Genomic DNA, 17,742 nt, shown 5'->3' on the forward strand with positions numbered 1-17,742 from the left:
ACGAAAGGCATCGCATGCCCTCCGCTCCCCGCCGCCGCGGAATCACCCTCGGCGCCTTCGCCCTGACCGGCGCGCTCGCGCTCACCGCCTGTGGTTCGTCCGGCTCGGACTCCGACGGCGGCTCCCGGACGGACGCCGCCACGACCCACACCGTCAAGACCGCCATGGGCGACGTGTCGGTCCCGGTGGCGCCCGAGCGCGTCGTGGTCCTGGACACCGGCGAGCTGGACTCGGCACTGACCCTGGGCGTGCAGCCCGTCGGCGCGACGCACTCCGCCACGGAGGACGGCTTCCCCGCCTACCTGCCGGCGGAGAAGACGAAGAAGCTCACGGAGGTCGGCGAGATCGCCAACCCCAACATGGAGACCGTCGCCTCCCTGAAGCCGGACCTGATCCTCACCAGCAAGGTCCGTGACGGCGACCGCTACGAGCAGCTCAGCGCCATCGCGCCCACCGTGATGACGGAGTCCACCGGTACCGCCTGGAAGGAGAACTTCCAGGTCCACGCCGAGGCGCTCGGCAAGCAGGCCGAGGCGAAGAAGATCGTCGCCGCGTACGACGCCCATGTCGCGGAGGTGACCGAGGCGATCGGCGGCAAGGAGAAGGCGGCGGCCACGGACGTCAACTTCGTCCGCTTCGTCGAGGGCGCCGACATCCGCATCTACGGCAAGCAGAACTACATCGGCTCGATCCTCGCCGACCTCGGCATGGGCCGCCCCGCCATCACGGACAAGGCCAAGGACGGCTTCTCCTACGACGTCTCTCCCGAGAAGATCGACCTCGCGGACGCGGACGTCGTCTTCACGTCCACGTACGGCGACCCGGACAAGGCCGGGACGACGAAGACGATGAAGAGCGGCCTGTGGAAGGGTCTGACCGCCTCGAAGAACGGCAAGGTCTTCAAGGTCGACGACCGCCTGTGGATCGCCGGCATCGGCTACACGGCGGCCGGTCAGATCCTCGACGAGTTCGAGACGAAGCTGGCGGGCTGACACCGGGTCCCCGGCGGACGTCAGCGGCGGGACCGCCCCGGACCGGCGCGCCGGCTTCCGGAAGGAGTCACGTCACGTCTGGTCGTCGGCCAGTTCCGCCACGCCCGTGATCCGGTGGAGCGGGTACGTGCGGACCTCGTCCGCCGTGTGGTCGTACGCGGTGACGTAGCCGCCCTCGACCCGGACCGGGGCGATCACGCGCTGGCTGGCGGCGCCCTCCGCGTTGACGTAGCCGATCCAGATCGCCGAGCCCGTCATCGCCGCGGCCTGGACGGTCACCAGGGTCTCGGCGGAGGTCGTGCGGGGCAGGGCGCCCGACGCGGAGGCCGACGAAGCGGGGCCGGTCTCCTTGTGGACGACCGTCGCCGCCGTGTCCCCGGCCCGGATCGCCCGGACCGCCGCCCCGAGCAGGGTCGGGTCGGGCACCGGCGGACCTTCGGGCACGGGGACGGGGGCCGTGCGCGGCGGTGTGCGGACGGCACCGGCGCGGGTGATCAGGACGTCGCCCTCGGCGGACTCCGCGGCGGGCGCGTACCCCATCTCGCGCAGGCCGTCGAGGAGCGACGCCGGGTCGATCTGGGCGGCCAGGGCCGTCGGCGCGAGCCGGCGCAGCCGCAGGGTCGCTGAGCGCTTGTCGGCGAGGATCTCGTTGAGGACGGCCTCGTCGTCGCAGCGTACGTACGAGGAGGCGGCGCCGATCCGCAGATGGCCGTGGCGGCGGGACACGTCGTCGATGAGGTAGCTGAGGGGCTGCGGCACCGGTGTGCGGCTGTGCGCGGCGAGGAAGGCGTGCAGGTCGGCGGCGGACTGCCCGGCGTCCAGGGCGCGGCGTACGGAGCCGGGGGTGAAGCGGTAGACCGTCGCGCCGCCCTTGGACTCGATGTCCGCGAGGGCGGAGAGCATGTCGGCGAGGGGCCGTTCCAGCGGGCCGGGGGCGACGGCCGTCAGGTCGGCCTGGAGCAGGACGTGGTCGAGGGGCTCCGGGATGAGCGGGGCGAGCCGGGCGGCGGCCTCGGCGCGCCCGCCGGTGAGCAGGGCACGGGTCTGCGAGGCGAGGGCGCCGCGGCCGGTGATGCCGAGGAGCTCCGACTCGTTCAGCGTCCACAGGGCGATCCGGGACCGGAGGTCGGTGGTGTCCCCGGCGGACGCGGAGGCGCCGCGCAGCGGCCGTTCCCAGCGGAGCCGGGCGAGCAGGGACTCCGGATCCGGCGCGGTGCCGGGCGGCAGCGCGGCGAGCAGGGCCAGGACCCGGTGCCGGACCTCGGGTGCGGCGGAGCGGTCCAGCTCGGGCCCGAGGGTGGACAGGGCGCGGCCCTTGGCGTCCTGACCGCCGACCAGGCCCGAGGTGCGGGTGGCGGCGAGCCAGGCGGAGGCGAGGTCCGCCCAGCGGTCCTGGGCGGACAGTTCCGTCCACTCGTCGTACGCGGGAGTCGGCGCGTACCGTTCGTCCGCCTCGCCGTCGGAGGCCAGCAGCCCGGCCGCGTAGGCGAGTTCGATCCAGAACGCGGCGACGGGTTCCGAGACGTCCAGGGCGGCGGCGGTCTTCTTCAGGTCGCGGACGCTGAGGCCGCCGGCCCGCAGTATGGCGGGGCCGCCGCCGTTCCAGCTCTTGAGCAGTTCCTCGACGGTGGACACCGCGAGGAACGCCTGACCGGCCGCCGCGCTGTCCACAGCCTGTGGATCGCGTTCGGCGACGGTGGCGAGGGCGGGCGGCTGCGGTTCCGGCACGCGGTGGGCGCGCCCCGCACGCAGATGCAGCGCGGCCTCGCGCGGCAGGACGACCGTGCGGGTCGACACGGGCAGCAGGAGCCCGCGGTCGCGCAGCCACTTCACGGGCGGCGTCGGGTTCGGGGTGACCTCGCCGTACGGCGGGCCCCAGACCAGCCGGTCCAGCACCGACAGGGCCTCCACCGGGGCGGTGTCGAGGAGTTCGCCCATCCGGGTGCGGTCGGTGAACAGCGCGGAGAGGGCGCCGACCGCGGAGACCGGGTCATGGGTGGCGGGCAGCCCCGCCTCCTTGAGGATCTCCTGGAGCCGGCCGGGTGACATGCCGGCGGTGGCCTCGGAGACGGTCGGCCCGAGACCGGTGGGAGAGGGGTGCTGCGGAGACGGCGACAGCAGTTCACGGGCGGTGCGCACCAGGCGCAGCCGGTCGTTCTCGCCCCAGACGAGGGCCTGTTCGCGCAGCGTGCCGAGGGCGCCGGGCAGCGCCGCCACGATCGCGGCACCCGCGTCGTCCCGGTGCTCCCCGTCGTCCCGGCCGTCACCCGTGAGCAGGCCCAGCAGGATGTCGTACGGCGCCGGGTCGGGCGCGACGGCCAGGGCCTCGGCGGTCTGCAGGGCGAAGCGGTCGAGGTGCTCCAGGGCGCGGACGACGGAGGCACGGGTGCCGGCGCGTGTCGCGAGCTGGGTGATGTCGCCGGGCACGGGGTTGAGGAGATCCGGGCGGGCACGCAGCAGCCCGGCCAGTGACTCGTCGTCCCGGGCGCGCAGAGCCTCGGCGAGCGTCCGCGGTGGTGTGGTCATCCCCATCCGTCCCACGGTAGTCGCTCCGGACAGGCCCGAGGACGCTACCGTCGGTGCAGGGCGGCAGGAGGGGAACGATCGCGTGGGGATCGAGAGCGACCAGCTGGTCTACGACTACTTGAGCCGGGTCGGCGACCTGGCACAGCAGCAACAGCTGTCCTCGGGCACCCGGATGAGACTCGTGTCGGAGTTGCGGGGCGAGATCGACCGGCAGCGGGTGGCGCAGGCCGCGGACACCCCGGGGGCGGTGCGCCGCATCATCGGGAAGCTCGGCACCCCCGACGAACTGGTCGCGGCCGCGGCCTCGTCGGACGACGGCACCCCGTTGCTCCCGCAGGAGCCGGACACGGGCGGCGCRCCGCCGGCGGGCATCCCGCGCCCGCGCCGGGCGAGGCTCCGGAAAGAGGGTTCGCGCAAGGGCGCGTCGGAAGCGCGGGAGTCCGCTTCGAGGGCGTCGCCCCGCCCGGCGCCGTCCCCGCCGCACCGGGCGGGGTCGGACGAACTCGGCCCGTCGGGGGACGACACGGACTGGTGGAGCGTGGCCCCGGGCCGGTTCGGGGACACCGGTGAGTTCGGCGCGGGAACCGAGGTGCCGGGCTTCCGGGGCGGGGTGGAGATCCCGGCGGTGCTGAGGCCGCCGGTGGCGGCGGAGGACGACGAGGACGACGAGGAGTTCGAGGAGGAGGCGGAGGACGAGTTCGAGGAGGCGGAGGCGGAGGCCGGGGCGCCGCGCCGGAGGCGGTTGCCCCGGCTGCGCCGCGCCCGTGCCCCTGAGGACGCCCCGCCCCGCGGCTTCTCGCACCCCCTCCTCCTGGTGGCCGCCGCGCTGCTGGTGGCCGGTGCGGTGATGGACGCCCCGCAGGCCCTGCTGGCCCTGGCGGGCGGCTGGCTGCTCGCGTACAGCTCCCGCAAGCTGTCGCGCGCGGAGGCGAAGTGGGCGGTGATGGGGCTGCCCGGGATCGTCGCGGCGGGCGCCCTCGTCTGGCTGTGGGGCCGGATGGACGGCCGCTGGGGCGCGCCCATCGCGGAGGGCCAGATGACCCCGGCGATCGGCGACGCCTGGCCGTGGGTGCTGCGGGGCGCGGCCATGGCCTCCGCGCTCTACCTGGTGTGGCGAGCACGGGGCCCTCGGCCGGGCGGGCGGTGACGGTGTTGCCCCGGGTGCGGGTCCCCCGCAGGTGCGGGGTTCCGTCCTCAAKCGCCGGACGGGCTTGGGGTGGCGGGCCACCCGTGGGGTGCGCGTCACGTCCGGTGGGTGGGGGCGGGGCCCCTCCGGGGAGATCTCCTCGGAACTGGCGTGTTCACCCGGGTACGCGATTGACCCGGGTCGTACGCCATTTCCTGCGGGGACTCCCCTGCACGSCCCCACCCGGCATCAGCCGCGTCCGCACACCGGAGTGACGACCGTCGCAGACGCGGGACGGCCGGTCCGGGGCCGTGCAGGGGAGTCCCCGCAGGACGACGCACATCGACCCGGGTCCTTCACGTACCGGCGGAACGTGCGGCGTCCGAGGAGATCTCCCCGGAGGGGCCCCGGACCCCCACCACCGGCGCAGGCGACCCGCACCCSGCGGGGAGACCCGCACCACCCMAGCCCGTCCGGCGCTTGAGGACGGAACCCCGCACCCGCGGGAACCCCAGACCGCACCCGCGGGAACCCCACACCGCACCGGCATACGGCACACTGGAGGTTTGGCCAACCCGCCGCCTCCGGGCGGCCCCGCAGAAAGGGCCGAAGCGCGTGACCGGACCCCTCATCGTCCAGAGCGACAAGACGCTGCTCCTCGAAGTCGACCACGAGCAGGCCGACGCCTGCCGCCGTGTGATCGCCCCGTTCGCGGAGCTGGAGCGTGCGCCCGAGCACATCCACACCTACCGGCTGACCCCGCTCGGGCTGTGGAACGCCCGCGCGGCGGGGCACGACGCCGAGCAGGTCGTCGACGCGCTCGTGAAGTACTCGCGTTACCCCGTACCGCACGCGCTGCTCGTCGACATCGCCGAGACGATGGACCGCTACGGCCGCCTCACGCTTTCCAAGCACCCGGTCCACGGGCTGGTGCTGACCTCCACGGACCGGCCGGTCCTGGAGGAGATCCTCCGGTCGAAGAAGGTCCAGCCGCTGGTCGGCGCCCGGATCGACCCGGACACCGTGGCCGTGCACCCGTCCGAGCGCGGGCAGGTCAAGCAGACGCTGCTGAAGCTGGGCTGGCCCGCCGAGGACCTCGCCGGATACGTGGACGGCGAGGCGCACCCGATCGAGCTGGACGAGAACGGCTGGGCACTGCGGCCCTACCAGCAGCAGGCCGTCGAGGGGTTCTGGCACGGCGGGTCCGGGGTCGTCGTGCTGCCCTGTGGCGCGGGCAAGACGCTGGTCGGGGCCGGCGCGATGGCGCAGGCCAAGGCGACCACGCTGATCCTGGTCACGAACACCGTCTCGGCCCGGCAGTGGAAGCACGAGCTGGTGAAGCGGACCTCGCTGACCGAGGACGAGATCGGCGAGTACAGCGGTACGCGCAAGGAGATCCGGCCGGTCACCATCGCCACGTACCAGGTGCTGACGACCCGCCGTAAGGGCGTCTACGCGCACCTGGAGCTGTTCGACTCCCGCGACTGGGGGCTCGTGATCTACGACGAGGTGCATCTGCTGCCCGCGCCCGTCTTCAAGTTCACCGCGGACCTCCAGGCCCGGCGCCGGCTCGGCCTCACGGCGACGCTGGTGCGGGAGGACGGCCGCGAGTCGGACGTCTTCTCGCTGATCGGGCCGAAGCGGTTCGACGCTCCGTGGAAGGAGATCGAGGCGCAGGGCTACATCGCGCCCGCCGACTGCGTCGAGGTACGGGTCAACCTCACGGACAGCGAGCGGCTCGCGTACGCGACCGCCGAGGCCGAGGAGAAGTACCGGTTCTGCGCGACGACCGCGACGAAGCGGAAGGTCACCGAGGCGCTGGTGCGCAAGCACCAGGGTGAGCAGACGCTGGTCATCGGCCAGTACATCGACCAGCTCGACGAGCTGGGCGAGCATCTGGACGCCCCGGTGATCAAGGGCGAGACCAGCAACGCCCAGCGCGAGAAGCTGTTCGGCGCCTTCCGGGAGGGCGAGATCAGCGTGCTGGTCGTGTCGAAGGTGGCGAACTTCTCGATCGACCTGCCGGAGGCCACCGTCGCCATTCAGGTGTCGGGCACGTTCGGTTCGCGTCAGGAGGAGGCGCAGCGGCTGGGCCGGGTGCTGCGGCCGAAGGCGGACGGGCACGAGGCGCGGTTCTACTCGGTGGTCGCGCGCGACACGATCGACCAGGACTTCGCGGCGCACCGCCAACGGTTCCTGGCCGAGCAGGGCTACGCGTACCGGATCGTGGACGCGGACGAGCTGCTGTCGGACAGCTGACGGGCAGGGAGGAGGCGGGTTCAGCGCCTGCGGACGCCCGCCTCCTCCGCGTACTCGCCGAGGACGACGACGCCGAACGCTGCCCGTACGTAGACCTTGACGGCGCGCAGCGCGTCCTGGGCGCGGTGGCTGTGGTGGTGACCGGTGGCCGCGGTCGCGCCGTGCGCGGGGCCGGTCCTTCGCGGGTTCAGGGTGACGCTGCTCATGTCTTCCATGGTGCTCCGGACGGGTGCGGCGCGGCGTCGGTCCGGAGGCTGAAGCGCGGGGGCGTGCGTCTACCTCTGGGGTCGCACGCCGTCCCCTACGGGATGGACCCGCGCGATATTCGTTCGCGTCGGGCAGGGGCGGTCGATACAATCGCCGGTCTGCCCGCCTCCCGCACCGTGGTACCGGCCGTCCCCGAGGACGTGCGCCGGCAGCCGGGGGAGCGCCGCCGACCGGACGGAAACCGGCCGACAGCCAGTGATCGATTCCCGAGCGGACCGCATCGTCCCGAGCAGTGACCGGGGACGAGGTGCGGTCCGCCGTCCTGCGTTGAATGCCGGAGGCAACACCGTGCCCGCGCACGCACACGAAAGCGACACCACCACCGACCCCCTCGCCCATGAGCGCGCCCATCTCGCCGCCTCACGCGCCGCTCTGCGCGCCATGCGCGAGGACGCCCAGGCCCTGAACATCCGCGATGTCACGGCGAACTGGGTGAACGCCGCCGTGCTCCAGGCCCAGATCGCCGACCGCATCAAGTCGCTCGCCGACCTCTCCCACACCCCGCTGTTCTTCGGCCGGCTGGACTACCTCCATGTGGTGGGTGCGGCGCAGGCCGAGGGCGCGGAGGGCGAGCAGTTCTACATCGGGCGCCGCCACGTACATGACGCCGACGGTGATCCGATGGTCATCGACTGGCGTGCTCCGGTCTCGCAGCCGTTCTACCGGGCGTCCCGGAAGGACCCGCTCGACGTCGGCCAGCGGCGCCGCTTCGGCTACACGGGCGGCGAGCTGACCGCGTACGAGGACGAGCATCTGACCGACCCGTCCGAGGCGGCGCAGACGAGCAAGCTCCTCCAGGCGGAGATCGAGCGGCCCCGTGTCGGCCCGATGCGTGACATCGTCGCGACGATCCAGCCCGAGCAGGACGAGATCGTCCGCAGCGAGCTCGGCGGCACCGTGTGCGTCCAGGGCGGGCCCGGCACCGGGAAGACGGCCGTCGGCCTGCACCGGGTCGCGTATCTGCTGTACGCGCACCGCGAGCGCCTCGCTCGTACCGGGACGCTCGTCATCGGGCCGAACAAGTCGTTCCTGCACTACATCGAGCAGGTCCTGCCGGCCCTCGGTGAGCTGGAGGTCAAGCAGGCGACGGTCGACGACCTGGTGACCGCGCACGTCGAGGTCCGGTCCACCGACGAGGCGCGGGCCGCCGTGGTGAAGGGTGACGCCCGGATGGCGGAGGTGTTGCGGAGGGCGATCCGTTCGCACGTGACGATGCCCGTCGAACCGGTCGTGGTGGTGCGCGGGTCGCGGCGCTGGCGGGTCCCGGCGTACGAGATCGAGGAGATGGTCAAGGAGCTGCTGGCCCGGGACATGCGGTACGGGGCCGCGCACGAGGCGCTTCCGCAGCGCATCGCGCACGCCGTGCTGGTGCGGATGGAGGAGGCGGGCGAGGCGCCGGACGACCGGGTGCAGAACGCGGTGGCCCGCACCCCGGCGGTGAAGGCCGCGGTGAAGGCTCTCTGGCCGGCGGTCGAACCGTCGAAGCTGGTGCTGCGGCTGCTGTCGGACCCGGAGTTCCTGGCCGCGCACGCGGACGGGCTGCTGAGCGAGGACGAGCAGAAGACCATCCTGTGGACGAAGCCGGCCCGCAGCGTGAAGGCGGCGAAGTGGTCGGCTGCGGACGCGGTGCTGATCGACGAGGCGACCGATCTGGTGGCGCGTACGCACTCGCTCGGCCATGTCGTCATCGACGAGGCCCAGGACCTGTCCCCCATGCAGTACCGCGCGGTCGGCCGGCGGTGCTCGACCGGTTCGGCGACCGTGCTCGGGGACCTGGCGCAGGGCACGACGCCGTGGTCGACGCAGAGCTGGGAGCAGGCGCTGCACCATCTGGGCAAGCCGGACGCGCTGGTGGAGGAGCTGACGGCGGGCTTCCGTGTGCCGCGCGAGGTGATCGCGTACGCCTCCCGGCTGCTGCCGGTGATCTCGCCCGGGCTCGCGGCGGTGGAGTCGGTGCGGGAGTCGCCCGGTTCGCTGTCGGTGCGGGAGGTCGGGGCCGCGGACAGCGGCGCGCTGGACGCGGCGGTCGTCGCGGCGTGTGCGGAGTCGCTGGAGCAGGAGGGTTCGACCGGTCTGATCGCCGCCGACGCGCGTATCCCCGCGCTGGCCGAGGCGCTGACCGCGGCGGGCCACGCCTATCTCTCCCCCGGCCAGGAGACGACCGCCGAGTCCCGGCTGACGCTGGTCCCGGCGTCGCTGGCGAAGGGCCTGGAGTACGACTACGTGGTGCTGGACGAACCGGCCGCGGTCGTCGATGGCGAGCCCGACGAGCGGACCGGGCTGCGCCGGCTGTACGTGGCCCTGACCCGTGCGGTGTCGGGGCTGATCGTCCTTCACGCGGCGCCGCTGCCGGAGGAACTGGGCTGACGTGTGCGGGGGCCGGGGCGGCCGGACCGCCCCGGCCCCGCGTCCGGTCAGCCGGCCGTGCAGGCCCTCCCGTTCAGCTTGACCGTGCCCGGGTCTGCGGCCGCGCCCAGGACGCTGCTGTTGAACCCGAAGTCGACCGCCGCACCCGGTGCGAGCGTGCGGTTCCAGGACAGCGGCGCGGCGGTGACCGTACGCCCGTACTGGGCGAGTTCGGCGCTCCAGGTGTGGTTGAGCTTCTGGTCGCCCGGCAGCAGCCAGGTCAGGGACCAGGGGGTGAGCGCCTGGGTTCCGGTGTTCTTCACCGTGACCGTGGTGGTCGAGCCGGTGCTCCACGGGTGCGAGGAATAGGTGACGCGGCAGGCGCGGACCGGGCCCGCCCCGTCACCGGCGTCGTCCAGGTAGGAGGCGATGAAGGCCAGCGGCGCGTTCCAGTTGATGGCGACCTCGTTGGTGGCGTACGAGCCGATGTCGTCGAGGTAGCACATCGCCGCCGCGCAGCCCGTGAGCTTGGCCGCGGCCTCCGGGTCGCCGGAGGTGGGAGCGGTGAGGTTCGGTCCGCCCGCCAGGGAGCCGGCCGGCGGATGGGGCAGATCGGGGTCGCTCTGGTGCGCCCAGGTCCGGTGGTGCTGGTTCTGGGAGCTGCGCTCGCCGTATCCGGTGACGTAGGACTGGTTCAGCGGGTTGCGCCCGAAGAGGTAGTCGGCGCCGCGCAGGACGGCGTCGCGGTACCCGGCCTTCCCGGTGAGGTCGGCCGCCGTGGCGAGCCCGATCATGTTGTTGAGCACCTGGCTGTTGGAGCCCCAGGCGTAGTTCTGGCCGGCCGGGGCGTACGGGACGCCGTACAGCTGGTCCTGGGTCTGGGCGGCGTAGCGGTCGGCGGCCGTGGTCACCACGGTGCGGACCTCGGCGAGCTGGCCGGCGGTGAGGTCGTTGGGGACGGTGGCCAGGGTCAGGACGCCGAGTCCGGCGGTGCCGCCCCACCACATGCCGCCGTCGGCCGGGAAGACCTTGTCGGTGTCGCCGTGCAGCGGCGAGCCGAGGAGCGCCTGGCGGTAGGTGTCGGCGCCGGTGGTGGTGAAGAGTTCGGCTGCGGCCCAGTAGAACTCGTCGGAGACGTCGTTGTCGCTGTAGGTGCCGCCGCCCGTACCGTCGTTGGGGTCGGCGAGCACGTCCGGGTGGGCCTTCGCCGCGGTCCACGCCGTCTCGGCTGCCGTGCGGCACCGGTCGGCGAAGTCCGCGTCGTACGGGGCGTAGAGCCGGGCGCACTGGGCGGCCGCGGCGGCCAGGTTGAGGGTCGCGGCGGTGGACGGCGGATGCAACTCGCGCTGCTGGGGGTCGAGATGGGGCAGCAGCGGCAGGCCGGTCCACTGGGCGTCGTGCATCTTGTGGTGGACCATTCCGGCGAGCGGCTGCCCGGCCGGGACCTGCATGCGCATCATGAAGTCGAGCTCCCAGCGCGCCTCGTCGAGGATGTCCGGCACGTCGTTGCCGTGCTCGGGCACCCGCAGCGCGCCGTCGCCGAGTTCGGCGGCCTCGGCGCCGTCGGCCGTCAGGGTCCGCTCGTAGGTGGCCATCAGCTCGGCGACCGCGATGCCGCCGTTGACGACGTACTTGCCGTGGTCACCGGCGTCGTACCAGCCGCCGCGCACATCGAGCCGGTAGTCGCAGACGCCGGGCTGGCAGGGCACGTCCGTGTCGCCCTTGTTGGGGGCGACGTCGAGGTGTCCGGCCGGGCGCGCGTACTGCTCGCCGACCAGGTCCGCGTCGATCGCGATGCCGCTGCGGTTCTGGTAGAAGTACGCGAGCGAGTCGCCGCGCAGCGCGTCGTAGAGGTCGGCCCCGATGGAGAAGGGCTCACTGACCTGCCCGTCCGCCTCGACGGTGTACCCGTCGCCGGAGGTCGTGACGTCACCGAAGTCGAAGGTGTGGACGTTCTGGCGTGAGGTCGGGTCGATGCCGCCCGGGACGGTGGTGCCGGTGGCGGCGGCCGATCCGTCGGCGGCCCTGAGCGTCCAGGGCAGGGGCTCGGTGGCGTCGGTGACCAGGGTGGCTTCCTTGGGGCCCTGCGGGAGGTAGCCGACCTGGTTGACGCGGACGCGGGAGCCGGTGTCGGGCTCGTACACGGGCGGTTCGGCGCCGCCGCGCAGGGACACGTCGTCGAGGCAGAAGGTGGACGCCTCGTCGCTGCCGCCGATCTGGAAGGCGAGCTGGGCGGCGTCGCGGTCCGCGGTGGCGGTGAAGAAGTGCGTGACGGGGACCGCTTCGGTGCCGATCTGATCGGTCGAGGAGAGATCGGTGGTCCACGGGTCGACGGCCAGCTGCACATTGGTGTGGATGGACAGCGGGGTGGTGGCGGTGGCCGTGTAGGTGAGGCTGTACGTCTCCCCCGCGACGAGCGGGATGTCGTTCTGGCCGACGATCACGTCCCACGGGTTGGCCGTTCCGGCCGGTACATCGGTGCAGAGCCGGCCGTCCGTGACGGCGGCGGCGGTGTTGGCGGTCCACCACCAGGGCGCCGTGCCGGCGGCGAAGTCGCCGTTGGTGATCTGCTCCGGGGCCGGGTCGGCGTCCTCGGCGGCGGCGCCCGGTACGGTGAGGACACCGCCGAACAGGGCGGCGAGGGCTAACGTGCCAAGCACGCGGCGCCCGCGCCGGGCGCGGGCGCGACCGGTGGGGGACGGGGGCGGAGAGGCGTTCACCGGGGGCCTTTCGGTAGGGGGCTGGTGGTGCATCGCGCGACGGATGAGCGGTGGGAACGCTCCCATGAGCAAGAGAAAATGCCGGGGAGGCACCGTGGGAGCGTTCCCACACCGCCGTGTCGTCATTGTGAAGCCCGGGGTGTTTGTTGCGCCAGGGTCGTGACAGCACGAGCCTGCGGACGCCTGGCGGAAACCAACAGGGGGCGGGCTGCCGTGTCCCGGCATCCCGCCCCGCCACCTCTGCCGCGCGATTCCTACGCGTCGAGCACGTCCCGCCACTCCCGTACCGCCGCCACGTCCACCGGGCCCGCCCAGCCGCCCGGCCGGGCCGCTCCGCCGATGTGCACGGCGTCGATGCCGGCACCCAGCAGCTCCGGCAGGTGCTCCAGGCGCAGGCCGCCGCCCACGAGGATCTGCGGCTCGTACCCCGGCTCACCCTTGCGCGCCGCCTCGACGATCAGCGTGGGGATGCCGTCGTCCACCCCGGCGGGCGAACCCGCCGTGAGGTAGGTGTCCAGGCCCGGCAGATCGGCGAGCGACTTGCGCAGCGCGTCCCGGTCGGCGGCGCGGTCGATCGCCCGGTGGAACGTCCAGCTGCAGCCGTCCAGCTCGGCGACGATCCGCTCGACCGCGACGAGATCGGGGTTGCCGTCCGCGTCCAGGAAGCCCAGCACGAACTCGTCCGCACCCTCCGCCCGGAGTTCGCGCGCCTTGCGGACGAGTACGCCGACGTCGCCGGCCGCGAAGCCGTCCGCCACCCTGAGCATCACCCGCAGCGGGATGTCCACCGCCGCGCGGATCGCCGCGAACGTCGCGCAGGACGGGGTGAGGCCGTCCGCCGCCATGTCGGTGACCAGCTCAAGCCGGTCCGCACCACCCGCCTGGGCCGCGACCGCGTCCTCCGCGTCGAGAGCGATCACCTCCAGGACTGCACGGTTGCTCATGGGAACCCAATCCTCCAGAAACCATCTATAGGTCTAGTCCAATGCCAGCCTACGGGGCGGTAGGCCGGGGGCGCAGCCTCACCGTGAACGTGAAGATACGCGAGGCCGGAGGCGCGGCCCTCGACCGGAGGCGCGCGGTCCGCGGTTCCATCGCAGATCACCCTTGCGTTCGCATAGGGGTAGGGGGTATACCTGAGCCATCACTACATACCCCCTAGGGGTATGAGGAACGAGCGAAGGAGGCCCCCGTGTCCGCGCAGACCGCAGCCACCACCGGCACCACTGCCCCCAGTGGTTCCGCCGGTACCGGCGTCGCCGCAGAGGTCGAGCTCGCCATCGGCGGCATGACCTGTGCCTCGTGCGCGGCCCGTATCGAGAAGAAGCTCAACCGGATGGACGGGGTCGAGGCCACCGTCAACTACGCCACCGAGAAGGCCAAGGTCAGCTACCGGGGCGAGGACGTCTCCGTACAGGACCTGATCGCCACGGTCGAGAAGACCGGCTACACCGCGCACGAGCCCGCCCCGCCGGTACGCGGCGGCGACGCCCCCGCCGGGGCGGCGGAAGCGGACGAGCTCCGCCCGCTGCGGCAGCGGCTGATCACCGCGGTCCTGCTCGCGGTGCCGGTGATCGCGATGTCGATGGTCCCGGCGCTCCAGTTCGACAACTGGCAGTGGCTCTCCCTCACCCTCACCGCCCCCGTCGTCACGTACGCGGCCTGGCCCTTCCACCGCGCCGCGTGGACCAACGCCCGGCACGGTGCGGCCACCATGGACACGCTGATCTCGGTCGGCACCTCGGCCGCGTTCCTGTGGTCGCTGTGGGCGCTGTTCTTCGGCACCGCCGGAATGACCGGCATGACGCACCCCTTCGAGCTGACCATCGGCCGCAGCGACGGCTCCGGGAACATCTATCTGGAGGCCGCAGCCGGCGTCACCGCGTTCATCCTGGCCGGGCGCTACTTCGAGGCCCGTTCCAAGCGGAAGGCGGGCGCCGCGCTGAAGGCGCTGCTCGAACTGGGCGCGAAGGAGGTCACCGTCCTGCGCGACGGCCGTGAGGTCACCGTGGCCACGGAGGATCTCCGGACCGGCGACCGGTTCCTGGTCCGCCCGGGCGAGAAGATCGCGACCGACGGCACCGTGGTGGAGGGCAGTTCGGCGGTGGACGCGTCGATGCTCACCGGCGAGTCCGTGCCCGTCGAGGTCACGGTCGGCGACACGGTGACCGGCGCGACGCTGAACGCCGGCGGCCGGCTCGTCGTCGAGGCGACCCGGGTCGGCGCCGACACCCAGCTGGCGCGGATGGCGAAGCTGGTCGAGGACGCGCAGAACGGCAAGGCAGCGGCCCAGCGGCTGGCCGACCGGATCTCGGCGGTGTTCGTCCCCGTCGTGATCGCGCTCGCGCTCGGCACGCTCGGCTTCTGGCTGGGCAGCGGGGAAGGCCTGACGGCCGCGTTCACGGCCGCCGTCGCCGTACTGATCATCGCCTGCCCGTGCGCCCTCGGCCTCGCCACCCCGACCGCCCTCATGGTCGGCACCGGACGCGGCGCCCAGCTCGGCATCCTCATCAAGGGCCCCGAAGTCCTGGAGACCACCCGCCGCGTCGACACCATCGTCCTCGACAAGACCGGCACCGTCACCACCGGAAAGATGACCCTCCAGACCGTCCACACCGCCGACGGCACCACCGAGACCGACGTCCTGCGCCTGGCCGGAGCCCTGGAACACGCCTCCGAACACCCCATCGCCCAGGCCGTCGCCACCGGAGCCACCCACCGCACCGGCACCCCACTCCCGACCCCCGAGAACTTCACCAACGTCCCCGGACTCGGCGTCCAGGGCATCGTCGAGGGCCACGCCGTCCTGGTGGGCCGCGAGCAGCTGCTGGCCGAGTGGGAGATCCACCTGCCCGTGGAGCTGGCCCGCCGCAAGGCCGAGGCCGAGGCCGCCGGCCGTACCGCGATCGCCGTCGCCTGGGACGGCGAGGCACGTGCGGTCCTCGAGGTGGCCGACGCGGTGAAGGACACCAGCGCGGAGGCCATCCGGCGGCTGCGCCGACTCGGCCTGAAGCCGATCCTGCTGACCGGCGACAACCGGGCGGTCGCCGAGTCGGTCGCGGCCGAGGTCGGCATCGAGGAGGTGTACGCGGAGGTCATGCCGCAGGACAAGGTCGACGTCGTCAAGCGCCTCCAGGGCGAAGGCCGTTCGGTCGCGATGGTCGGCGACGGGGTCAACGACGCCGCCGCCCTCGCCCAGGCCGACCTGGGCCTCGCCATGGGCACGGGCACGGACGCGGCGATCGAGGCCGGCGACCTGACCCTGGTACGCGGGGACCTGCGGGCCGCCGCGGACGCGATCCGGCTGTCACGGAAGACCCTCGGCACCATCCGTACGAACCTGTTCTGGGCCTTCGCCTACAACGTGGCGGCGCTGCCCCTGGCCGCGATGGGCCTGCTGAACCCGATGATCGCGGGGGCCGCGATGGCGTTCTCCTCGGTGTTCGTGGTCGGCAACTCGCTGCGGCTGCGGGGATTCCGGGCCGGGGTGTAGTGCGCCGGCCGCGCGCCTCGACGGGGTCTGACCGGTGGGTCAGGCCCCGCTTCCGCGCGCGATGCGCTTCTCCAGCCGGGCCCGGGCCTCCGGCCACTCGTCGGCCGTGATCGAGAAGATCGCCGAATCCCGCAGCCTTCCGTCCTCGCCCGGCGCCCACGACCGGGACCAGTTCCGCAGCACCCCCTCGAAGCTCGCGCCCGCGGCTTCGATCGCGGCCCGGGAACGGCTGTTGCGGGCATCCGTCTTCAGGTCGACGCGCGCCACGTCCCACACCTCGAACGCGTGCCGGAACAGCAGGTACTTGGCCTCGGCGTTGATCCCCGAGCCCTGGGCGGAGGCGGCGAGCCAGGTGAAGCCGACCTCGATCGCGCTCAGCGTGTCCTCGTCCAGCCAGTGCCGGGGCTCCCAGTACGCCGTGACGCCGACCGCGCGGCCGGACGCCCGGTCGATCTGCGCGTACGGGAACAGCTTCCCGCTCACGACGCGGGCGAACTGGGCCTCGAAGTACTCCTCGACCTCATGGGCGCGGGGCACCCACGTGAACCGGTACGAACTCCGGTCCTCCTCCGCGGCCACCGCGAGATCCTCCGCGTGGTGGCGTCCCAGCGGCTCCAGGCGCACGCGCGCACCTTCCAGAACCGGTCCTTGCAACGCGAAGACCATCGTCCACCTGTCCAGTCGCCGTACGGAATGTCCTGGGCAGCCTTTCAGAGGTGGCGCGGCCCTGTCGTGCGATTTCGGCCGGGCCGTGGGCGCGGCAACGCGGCTTCCGGGCAGCGGCGTTGTCAGTGGCCGTGCCTACGATCGAAACCATGACGACATGGCTGCACGGCACGTTCCCCCACCACGAGGCAAACCTCGCCTTCGCCCGGGGTCTGCCCGCCGACGCCTTCTTCAAGGGGCTGCGCGAACAGAACCACGAGCCGCTCGCCCAGGGCGAGGCGGACGGCTGGGCGTGGGCCGTGCACGACATGGTCAACGGAGAGGAGCACCACTACGAAGAGGTCGACTACGGGAGGCTCTGCCCTCCGGGGGCGGAAGTGGTCGTCTTCGTGACCGAGCCGTGCAGCGCGAAGGCGCACGGCCCCCACTTCGTGTACTACCGCGACGGGCGCACCACGCTCTTCTTCAGCTTCGAGGACTACCGACAGAAGCGGGTGGGCGACAATCCGGACTATCTGTCGGCCGAGCTGTTTGCGGCGGGCGTGATAGGTCCCGCGGCGGAGTGCGAGGAGTGGAAGGACGGCGCGCACGACTGCTTCGACCACCAGGAAGCCGACGAGCTGCGGCTGGTGCGGACGATCGCCGACGCCTTCGGCCTGCCCTCCCCGCCGCTGGCCGCCCTGTCGCGCGACCCCTCGCCGCTCGACGCGCCCTCCGCCGCCATGGCCACGAAGCCGGTGGGCGCGGTGCGCGAGACGCGCCCGGTCATCGCCCCGGGGACGTACGCCGTCCACGCCCGAGGCATCGATGTGACCGAGCTGGCCGCCGTGTGTGCGGAAGCCGGGTATCCGGCGCGTACGCAGGGCGAGTGCGGCGGCTGGGCCTGGGTGACGTGGGACGCGGCGGACGTGCGCGGTGGAGAGGTGTCCCAGCTGGCGGGCTTCCTCACCGGATTCCGCTACGACGAGCGCTTCGGCGGGCCGGACCGGGTCGAGACGGTGTTCCTGGCGGGCACACCCGTGTGCGCCTGCCCGAACGGGCGGTACTACAGCATTCGGCACTGCGAGGACCACCCGTTCCAGTTCCAGAACAGTCGTGGCGGATTCGCGCGGACGTACTTCAACGTCGGCCGGGGCCGGGAGACGCAGCGCCACGGAGATCTTCTGATACGCGAACTGCTGGACGCCGGGATCGTCGGCCGGGAGACTCCCGCGTACGACGCCGATCCCGACTTCAACGCCGACGGAGCGGTCACGATGCGGATCATCGCCGACCACTTCGGGCTGCCCGCCACGACGTGACCGCCCCCGCTCACCCCCCGGCGCGTACGAACCGCACCACCGACCC

General features: G+C 72.8%; 11 protein-coding genes. 6 read left to right on the forward strand and 5 right to left on the reverse strand.

From position 1 onward, the window contains the following. The first annotated feature begins 14 nt into the window (after positions 1-14). Positions 15-992, forward strand: coding sequence for an ABC transporter substrate-binding protein (locus tag EAO72_RS24165; protein ID WP_148019355.1), 978 nt, complete (start codon positions 15-17; stop codon positions 990-992). Between the two features lie 72 nt (positions 993-1,064). On the opposite strand, the gene EAO72_RS24170 is transcribed toward EAO72_RS24165, so the two are convergent. Further along, on the reverse strand, positions 1,065-3,524 hold the full coding sequence (locus EAO72_RS24170; protein ID WP_148019356.1) for a helicase C-terminal domain-containing protein: 2,460 nt from the start codon (positions 3,522-3,524) through the stop codon (positions 1,065-1,067). Positions 3,525-3,600: 76 nt separating this feature from the next. On the opposite strand from EAO72_RS24170, the gene EAO72_RS24175 reads away from it, so the two are divergent. Both EAO72_RS24175 and EAO72_RS24180 read left to right on the forward strand, forming a co-directional pair. Continuing rightward, complete coding sequence (locus EAO72_RS24175) at positions 3,601-4,665, forward strand: hypothetical protein (protein WP_148019357.1); 1,065 nt, start codon at positions 3,601-3,603, stop codon at positions 4,663-4,665. Positions 4,666-5,259: 594 nt separating this feature from the next. Beyond that, the gene (locus EAO72_RS24180; RefSeq protein WP_148019358.1) at positions 5,260-6,903 is read left to right on the forward strand and encodes a DNA repair helicase XPB; all 1,644 of its coding nucleotides are present in this window, start codon (positions 5,260-5,262) and stop codon (positions 6,901-6,903) included. Positions 6,904-6,923: 20 nt separating this feature from the next. Here the strand turns inward: EAO72_RS24180 and EAO72_RS24185 are convergent, their stop codons facing one another. After that, positions 6,924-7,109: a hypothetical protein gene (locus EAO72_RS24185; RefSeq protein ID WP_148019359.1), complete on the reverse strand. Its 186-nt coding sequence runs from the start codon at positions 7,107-7,109 to the stop codon at positions 6,924-6,926. A 349-nt stretch (positions 7,110-7,458) separates the two neighbouring features. On the opposite strand from EAO72_RS24185, the gene EAO72_RS24190 reads away from it, so the two are divergent. After that, a complete protein-coding gene (locus EAO72_RS24190; RefSeq protein WP_148019360.1) occupies positions 7,459-9,537 on the forward strand; it encodes a HelD family protein in 2,079 nt (692 codons plus the stop codon). 47 nt (positions 9,538-9,584) lie between these two features. Here the strand turns inward: EAO72_RS24190 and EAO72_RS24195 are convergent, their stop codons facing one another. Together EAO72_RS24195 and EAO72_RS24200 are read right to left on the reverse strand one after the other, a co-directional pair. Next, positions 9,585-12,236, reverse strand: a complete 2,652-nt coding sequence (locus EAO72_RS24195; protein WP_410090496.1) for a glycoside hydrolase family 9 protein — start codon at positions 12,234-12,236, stop codon at positions 9,585-9,587. A gap of 254 nt (positions 12,237-12,490) precedes the next feature. After that, positions 12,491-13,180, reverse strand: coding sequence for a copper homeostasis protein CutC (locus EAO72_RS24200; protein WP_148019361.1), 690 nt, complete (start codon positions 13,178-13,180; stop codon positions 12,491-12,493). A 248-nt stretch (positions 13,181-13,428) separates the two neighbouring features. Here EAO72_RS24200 and EAO72_RS24205 point away from each other — a divergent pair, with 248 nt between their 5' ends. After that, positions 13,429-15,729 carry a heavy metal translocating P-type ATPase gene (locus EAO72_RS24205; protein WP_187285193.1) on the forward strand — a complete coding sequence of 767 codons (2,301 nt, stop codon included), beginning with the start codon at positions 13,429-13,431 and terminating at the stop codon, positions 15,727-15,729. Between the two features lie 39 nt (positions 15,730-15,768). Here the strand turns inward: EAO72_RS24205 and EAO72_RS24210 are convergent, their stop codons facing one another. After that, entirely contained in the window at positions 15,769-16,395 is a 627-nt protein-coding gene (locus tag EAO72_RS24210) for a GNAT family N-acetyltransferase (RefSeq protein ID WP_148019362.1), read from the reverse strand. A 149-nt stretch (positions 16,396-16,544) separates the two neighbouring features. On the opposite strand from EAO72_RS24210, the gene EAO72_RS43270 reads away from it, so the two are divergent. Further along, complete coding sequence (locus EAO72_RS43270) at positions 16,545-17,696, forward strand: hypothetical protein (RefSeq protein ID WP_261991618.1); 1,152 nt, start codon at positions 16,545-16,547, stop codon at positions 17,694-17,696. Positions 17,697-17,742 lie beyond the last annotated feature (46 nt).

Origin of the sequence: Streptomyces sp. OR43, assembly GCF_008042275.1 — a bacterium.
GTDB lineage: Bacteria > Actinomycetota > Actinomycetes > Streptomycetales > Streptomycetaceae > Streptomyces.

Coding starts and splice junctions, on each gene's coding strand:
- EAO72_RS24165 (WP_148019355.1), top strand. CDS start 15: ATGCCCTCCGCTCCCCGCCGCCGCGGAATCACCCTCGGCGCCTTCGCC.
- EAO72_RS24170 (WP_148019356.1), bottom strand. CDS start 3,524: ATGGGGATGACCACACCACCGCGGACGCTCGCCGAGGCTCTGCGCGCC.
- EAO72_RS24185 (WP_148019359.1), bottom strand. CDS start 7,109: ATGAGCAGCGTCACCCTGAACCCGCGAAGGACCGGCCCCGCGCACGGC.
- EAO72_RS24200 (WP_148019361.1), bottom strand. CDS start 13,180: ATGAGCAACCGTGCAGTCCTGGAGGTGATCGCTCTCGACGCGGAGGAC.
- EAO72_RS24210 (WP_148019362.1), bottom strand. CDS start 16,395: ATGGTCTTCGCGTTGCAAGGACCGGTTCTGGAAGGTGCGCGCGTGCGC.
- EAO72_RS43270 (WP_261991618.1), top strand. CDS start 16,545: ATGACGACATGGCTGCACGGCACGTTCCCCCACCACGAGGCAAACCTC.